Origin of the sequence: Enterobacter cloacae complex sp. IR5402 (assembly GCF_049238125.1) — a bacterium.
Lineage (GTDB): Bacteria > Pseudomonadota > Gammaproteobacteria > Enterobacterales > Enterobacteriaceae > Enterobacter > Enterobacter hormaechei_C.
Map to the genome: position 1 here is coordinate 98,555 of NZ_JBMKHO010000014.1, position 7,291 is coordinate 105,845.

Annotated in this window: 8 protein-coding genes; all 8 read left to right on the plus strand. The window is 53.0% G+C overall.

Annotation, left to right across the window (positions count from 1 at the left end):
• On the plus strand, positions 1-1,305 hold the full coding sequence (pilO2, locus tag ACOTXL_RS19450; protein WP_022649973.1) for a type 4b pilus protein PilO2: 1,305 nt from the start codon (positions 1-3) through the stop codon (positions 1,303-1,305).
• Positions 1,289-1,804 carry a type IV pilus biogenesis protein PilP gene (gene pilP, locus ACOTXL_RS19455; RefSeq protein WP_022649974.1) on the plus strand — a complete coding sequence of 172 codons (516 nt, stop codon included), beginning with the start codon at positions 1,289-1,291 and terminating at the stop codon, positions 1,802-1,804. Before pilO2 ends, pilP begins: the two co-directional genes overlap by 17 nt.
• A gap of 2 nt (positions 1,805-1,806) precedes the next feature.
• Positions 1,807-3,366 carry a GspE/PulE family protein gene (locus ACOTXL_RS19460; protein ID WP_022649975.1) on the plus strand — a complete coding sequence of 520 codons (1,560 nt, stop codon included), beginning with the start codon at positions 1,807-1,809 and terminating at the stop codon, positions 3,364-3,366.
• Positions 3,359-4,453 carry a type II secretion system F family protein gene (locus ACOTXL_RS19465; RefSeq protein WP_032623575.1) on the plus strand — a complete coding sequence of 365 codons (1,095 nt, stop codon included), beginning with the start codon at positions 3,359-3,361 and terminating at the stop codon, positions 4,451-4,453. The genes ACOTXL_RS19460 and ACOTXL_RS19465 overlap by 8 nt, the downstream gene beginning before the upstream one ends.
• Positions 4,454-4,466: 13 nt before the next feature.
• Positions 4,467-5,081, plus strand: a complete 615-nt coding sequence (locus tag ACOTXL_RS19470; RefSeq protein WP_022649977.1) for a type 4 pilus major pilin — start codon at positions 4,467-4,469, stop codon at positions 5,079-5,081.
• An 84-nt stretch (positions 5,082-5,165) separates the two neighbouring features.
• Positions 5,166-5,648 carry a lytic transglycosylase domain-containing protein gene (locus ACOTXL_RS19475; RefSeq protein ID WP_045261878.1) on the plus strand — a complete coding sequence of 161 codons (483 nt, stop codon included), beginning with the start codon at positions 5,166-5,168 and terminating at the stop codon, positions 5,646-5,648.
• The gene (locus ACOTXL_RS19480; protein ID WP_022649979.1) at positions 5,633-6,307 is read left to right on the plus strand and encodes a prepilin peptidase; all 675 of its coding nucleotides are present in this window, start codon (positions 5,633-5,635) and stop codon (positions 6,305-6,307) included. Before ACOTXL_RS19475 ends, ACOTXL_RS19480 begins: the two co-directional genes overlap by 16 nt.
• The coding region (pilV, locus tag ACOTXL_RS19485; protein ID WP_032635085.1) for a shufflon system plasmid conjugative transfer pilus tip adhesin PilV at positions 6,304-7,291 on the plus strand (988 nt) is incomplete at its 3' end. The genes ACOTXL_RS19480 and pilV, both read left to right, overlap by 4 nt.

Here is a 7,291-nt window from a genome sequence, read left to right on the forward strand (position 1 = left end):
ATGAAGGATGAGGATTACCTGTTTACAATCCGGGATGGAAAATCCCGCAGCCGTTACTGGCTGGCGGGGATGGACTGGGCGCCAACGGAAAGACAAAAATTTCGGCTGCCGCCATTTCAACCAATAAAATCACGTTCCGGAAGAACAGACGGCATCGGCGTCCACACCTCAACAGGACAGTTCAATAAACGGGACACAGGGCAATCAGTCGCTGGGAGTGGCAGATTGCCCGTCCGTCATCGCCGTCACCAGCTCTTTTCGCTGGCACTCGCGTTCTGTGCCAGCACACGAAATGGATACGGCATTTATCGGTTGAGTAGTACCGACTTCGTGTTTCTGGCCAGTATTAATGGTGTGCCTGCCGTCACTGCCGATAAAACAGGGAGTGCGGACAAAATGCAGGGGCTGCTGACACTGTTCCTGAGCATGAACGAACCGCCCCCAGAAGGCTGGGTCTGTCTGGCATCAGTGGAAAACCCCCTTGATGCTAACAGCCTCTTTGCCGGACTATCTGCACGCAGGCGACAGCAATGCCGTGTGCATGTAGATGGACTCCGGAGGCAGCGCTGGTTACTGGCTTGCGCGATACTGCTGCTCAGCACAGGCGCCATTGCCTGGTGGCAGACGGCCACACCACCGGAGGAACCGGTACTCACCGCTGAAGAAATACAGGCCAGGGCGCGCGCAATGTTCGCCAGTCAGGCAAAACCTAAGGTTTTGCCTCATCCCTGGGCACGCGAGGTAACAGCCCAGGCTCTGATTGATGATTGTCAGAGAAAGACCGATCCGGCGCTACATGTTCTGGGGAGCTGGAAACTGGCATCCGGGACCTGTTCTCCTGACGGTATAACCCTTTTGTACCAGATTATGCCCGGTGGCACAGTCGAGGGGTTTCTCGCTCGCAGTCAGGAAGTCTTCGGTGTCACGCCAGTATTCAATCTTAAGGAGGGGGGGCGGGAAGCCCGAATTTCATTACCGCCCCCGGACAGACCACTCAGGGATGAAGCAGTGCCTGACAGTTCATTGCAGCTCATCCGCATCCTATCCTGGTTCCAGCGTCAGCAAATCACACTCAACATCACCGATGTAGCCATGCCTCCAGTCCTGCCGGGGTCGAACGGAGAACCGCCTCCTGTGCAGGACTGGCAGGAATACGCGTTTAGTTTTTCCGCGCCCCTCCCCGCCATCATCTTATTCGACGGTCTGGATGAAACTGGTATCCGACTTACCCGTTTAACATTCGAGCTGAACGGAAGTGCGTTCAGCTATACCACTGAAGGTAAAATTTATGCGTCAGCAAAGTAAATTTCTTCGGCAGGCGACACTCTGGCTCCTGCTGCCAATATTCGGGCCTTTACCCGTTCAGGCCTCTCAGTCCACGAACCAGCAGGTATCACCGCCAGCAGGGAACGTGATACCCGGTGTGACAAAGGGACAGCTTGAACAGCTGCATATCCGAAACGTCATTCTTCAGGCAGAAGTTCAGGGCGCGCAACTGCAGCGCCAGCTTGAGGAAAATCAATCCAGCGTCGGCACTCCTGCCACCGCTCTTCCCGGTGCCTCCTTCGGCGATACTTCACTGCCTGGCCAGCCTGCACGTCCGGTTACTGTGAGTAATCGCCCTGTCGTGCTGGAGATTAACGGCCGCGATAAAAACCTCCGCGCCACACTACAACTGCAATCAGGACTGTCATTGGTCGTATCACCCGGAAGCCGTATTCCAGGAATGGAGAGCACAGTCAAAAGCATTACCTTAGCCGGAGTCACACTCAGCGATGGCACACTGCTTGCCTTTGGGGACTAACCATGAGCGCTATTACTGCAGAATCTCTTCTGCTGTTTGATGACGGTGACAGGAAAGAAATCCTCATTGATACCAACCAGCGAGTCGACCCAGGTGTACAGGCCGCGCTGATGGACTTAATGAACAAACATCCGGGGATCAAACATCGGTTTGTCACTCTCTCAGACTTACGAGAGGCGCGAAAAAAGCAGGAAGCTCAACCTCAGGCCAGCGATAAGACAGGATTAACTCTGGCAGACCTGGATGGAGACAGCAGCCAAAGTGAACAACGGATCCTGAACTATTTTTCAGTGGCCAAAAAGCTCGGTTCCTCAGATATTCACTTTCTCATTTCAGATTCACTCTTCCAGGTCAAAATGCGCGTCCACGGCTATTTGCATGTGGTGGATGAACGTCGGCGGGAGGAAGGTATATCCCTCTGTGCCACCTGTATTCTCTCGATGTCGGATGTGTCAGAAACCAGCTTCTACCCACACCGGGAACAGGATGCACGACTCTCCCCGGCAATGATGCGGAAAATAGGTCTGTTTGGTGCCCGCTACAGTCACCGCCCAACTGGCGATGGGCTGATTGCGGTTATGCGACTTATTCCGGATGACGGTAACAACGTACCTGACTTCCTGCAACTGGGTTATCTACCCGAACAAATCAAGCTGCTTAAACGCATGATTGACCGACCTGAAGGTAAGATCATCCTCTCGGGGCCAACTGGTTCCGGTAAATCCACCACGCTCCGTACCGCCTGCCGTGAATATCTGGATACCAACCCCGGGCAACACCTTCTGACCATCGAAGACCCACTTGAGGGGCAGGTCGTGGGAGCTGTTCAGACGCCAATCATCTGCGACAAATCAGATGAGGAAGCAGTACGTATCGCCTGGGGAAAAGCTATCTCGTCAGCGCTGCGACTGGATCCGGACGCCATTATGGAGGGTGAAATGCGTGACCTTGTCTCGATGCTGGCCACCATTTATGCCGCCCAGACCGGACACCTGGTGATGACAACCCTGCACACAAACTCAGCACTCGGCATCCCGGAGCGTATGGTTACGCTCGGTGTTAACGAAAATCTGTTGTGTGATGCCCAGCTTTTAATCGGATTAATCAGTCAGCGTCTGGTACCCACACTATGTCCGGAATGCCGTATATCCTGGCAGGATAAGGTCAACACCTTAAGTGACGAGGAAAAGAACTGGCTGGAGAAATACTGCAATATTGAAGGCGTCTGCTCGACCGACAGGCTCTATTTCCATAACCCGGACGGGTGTGAAGCATGCACACAGGTAGTGGAGATCAACGGCCAGGTGCGTGGCAAAGTCGGTCAGGGTATCAGGGGACGTACCGTCATTGCCGAGGTTATCGAGACCAATAACCGTCTTTTTAAGCTGCTGAAAACTGACGGCAAGGTTGCGGCTCGCCAGTTCTGGATAAACAACATGCAGGGGATCAGCCGTGTCCGGCACGTTCTGCATAAAATCAACGAGGGGCTGGTCGACCCGCTGATGGCCAACCGGATCATTCCACTCGATGAAGATGAACGTCTGGAGGTGGATGATGCGTGAAATGCACTTCCTGAAACGACTCCGATATAACCTGGTCCGTAAGACGTTCAGCGGTCAGTATCGTGTTCAGTTCTATGATGCGCTGCGGTTTCTGATTGAAAACCGACAGAAACTAAAGCCTTCACTGGAGAAAATGCGCAATGCATGGACGAACTTCGGCCAGAACTGGCATCCCTACGTTGAGCTGACGGACGACTGTATTGATGCGTTAAGGGAAAACAGCGGCGAAAAAACGCTGGAGCGCACCCTCACCCGGTGGCTACCTGCCGCAGAAGCTTCCGTTATAAGCGCCGGCATACGCAGTGAGTCACTTCCACGCTCACTAAGATACGCCTGTGCCCTGACCCACGCGGGTAAGCGTATTCGCGCAGCTGTATGGCAGATGGCCATCTATCCGATTGGTTTTGCCATCATGTTGTCCAGTTCCATCTATGTACTGAATGCCGAACTACTTCCTACGCTGACAGAAATCAGCCCGCCAGAGAACTGGACCGGGGCGCTAGGGTTTCTTTACGGGATCTCAGTGTATTTCAGTGAGTATGGAGTGATAACCGGCATCGCCGCCACCGCTTTAATTATCTGGACGGTCTGGTCACTCCCGCGCTGGCATCGCCCTGACAGGCTTCGTCGTATATTCGACGGGCTGATGCCATGGTCGGTTTATAAGGATATTCAGGGCGCGACCTTCCTGTTGAATATCGGTGCACTGCTACAGTCCGGCGTAAGAACCAAAGACGCGCTGGAGATCCTGCTGGAAACGGCATCCCCCTGGCTTGCTGTGCGTATTGATGCGATTACCGAACATGTGCGTGAAGGTAAACATTTCGGACTGGCCCTGAAGGACTGTGGTTACGATTTTCCGTCGCAGGAAGCGGCCAACTTCCTCTCCCTTTTGCAGGGTGATGGAGACGATGAAATCATCATTAACTACGGACAGCGCTGGCTTGAACAAACCCTGGAGCGCGTAGCAAAGCGCGCTGTTGTAATCCGCGGACTCATGTTCCTGGCAATGATCCTGATGCTTCTGCTTCTGGTCCTTGTCGTTATGGATATTAATGCCCTTAACAGCTCGTCGGGCTCTTTTTAAATGAGGAAACATCATGCAATTTAATTCTGAACCAACTTCTCAGCCATACAAACCAACTAAGGCGCTTTCGCAACACCGCGGCTGGGGCTTCCTGGAGCAGGGCAGCATCGCGCTAATCGTACTGGTCGTCATCGGGATCGTCCTGGCGGGATACTTCGCCCTCAAAAATAACGTCAACGTAGGTAAGGAGTCGTCGAACATTCAGTCGCTCATCACAAGCACCCAGAACATGATGAAAGGAGGAGATGGATACACATTCACTTCCGGTGCCAAAATGATGGGCTCGCTTATCCAGATGAAACTTCAGCCTAAAAGTATGACTGTACGTGGTACCCCCTCTTCCGGCACCGCCACGCTTTATAATGGATGGGGTGGAGCCGTGACACTGTCACCTGTCACAGTCTCCGGGTTCTCAAATGGATTCTCTTTGACCTACGAAATGGTTCCTCAGGGTGCCTGCGTCTCGCTCGTCACAGCACTCAGTCGCGCCAAAATTGCTGATGCGATCACCATCAACTCCACGGCGCACAGTGATGGGGTTGTGACAACTGAAGAAGCCAGCGCGCAATGCACAGCTGACAATGGCAGCACAGGTACCAACAAGCTGATCTTCACGATGAACAGCTAAGGAGACAACATGCGGAGAGAACGCATTCTCTCCTGCCGCCTGGTAATGACGCTGCTCATTCTGTCCTTTTCCTCCGGCCCATTGATGGCCAGCACGAACTCCCCGCCTGCGACTTTTGATGCCTGCTTTAACAATGCCGGTGCCCGATACCAGATCGAGCCACTGCTGCTTAAGGCAGTGGCCAAAGGGGAGTCTTCGTTCCGTCCATGGGTCACAAACACCAACCGGGATAAAAAGGGTAATCCGGTCAGCACGGACTATGGGTTGATGCAGATTAACTCAACCCATGTTCCTAAGCTCGTCCGGATGGGTGTCATCCAGGGGGCAGAAGACCTGCTGAAGCGCCCCTGTCTGAACATTCAGATAGGGGCGTGGATCCTGGCCAGCCACTTTCAGGTATGTGGTGTGACCTGGAATTGCCTCGGGTCTTACAACGCTGGATTCCGTAAGGATCGGCACGAAACCCGTGAGCAATATGCCAACCGTATCTGGGGGTTCTATCTGGAGCTGAAAGGTCTTCGAGTCTGTCGACAGGTGAAAGGAAAGCGAATATGCGAACCATCATAGTTACGAGTCTGACGACAGCATGGAGTCTGCCGTTACTACTGGGGTTCGCAATCATTGGCAGAGTCCTGATGTGCCGCGTGCTCGAATTTCTGGAGGAGCACCCGATAAACGTTAAGGAACAGAAAACAACCTTGACGGCAGGGATTTGGTTCTTCGCTACTTTCAGTATGATCGCTGCCCTTGCACCGGTTCCTGTTGCTGATCGGGCAGCTGCCATAGTGATGATGGCCTTCCTTCTTCAGGCCGGGAGCACAGACGCAGTCAGTGGATATCTGCCACGAACCTTCACAGTACGGCTGTTACTTGGGGGATTGCTCTGGGGAGCAGCATCAGACGTTTCAGTTGAAAGTATATCTACACAACTGGCGGAGATCGCAGCAACAGTCAGTCTGATGGCACTACTGAGTGTCCTGGTAAACCGGGGCACTCAGCGTCTGGGTCAGGGGGATTTATGGCTGATAACTGGCCTGACTGCCTGGATGGGTGGGAAAGATGCTGCACTGGTCACTCTGTTTGGAGCAGCAGCCTTTGTTCTCTGGCTGCTAACCTGGAATGTATCGGGGAAAAAAGAGGGACCGCTGGGACCCTGGCTTTGTCTTAGCGGGAGTATTTTCCAGCTCACTCTTCTGTATCAACCTGTATGGATATCGATTCTATGAAAAAGCATGATCGTGGCTGGGCAAATCTTGATGTCGCTCTGTCGCTCCTTGTTGTGATGGCAATGGCCGTCTTTGGACTCACTAAATACAAGGACTGGCAACAGGAGAAAAACTGGCAGGTTGAAGCAGCCCATATCAGTACCTACGCAGCAGCTGCGCGTGGCTACGTCGGGCGAAACTATGCCACGCTGTTAAGTGCAACCAGCACTACCGCGCCGACAGTGATCACCACAGCCATGCTTAAAAATACCGGTTTTCTGCCGTCCGGTTTTACCGAAACAAACAGCCTGGGTCAGCGTATGAACACGTACCTGGTCAGAAACGGGCAAAACACGGAATTGTTGCAGGGAATGGTGGTATCAAGCGGTGGAAGTGTATATCCGGCCAAAGCATTGAGGCTGATATCGAGGGACATCAAAACCGGATTCGGAGGATACATCGATGACGGTAAAACTGCCACCGGTGCCTTGCGGACTTGGAAAATCCCGCTGAGTAGCTACGGAGCTACTTCCGGAAATGGACATATCGTCGTGCTCCTCTCAACAGATGAGTTATCTGGTGCACAGGAGGATAACGACAGGTTGTACCGTTTTCAGGTTAATGGCCGCCCCGACCTGAATAAAATGCACACAGCAATAGACATGGGGGGAAATAATCTGAACAGCGTCGGTACCATTAATGGTAAGACAGGAACATTCAGCGGAAATGTGAGTGGTTTAAATGGTATTTTTTCCCAGAATATTACAGCGGGAGCACAGGTAAAAGGAGCTACAGTCCGTGCTGACAGTGACATCAGCGCCGGACGCAATATTACGGCAACAAACGAGGTCTCTGGTGCCACAGTTAAAGCAACAGGCAACCTTTCAGCTGGCGGTGTTTTGCAACTGGGTCAGGTAAACGTTGCAGGTATAGCCTGTTATCCGAATGGGCTGATAAGCCGTGATGCCAGTGGTGGCGTACTTTCCTGTCAATCCGGTGTGTGGA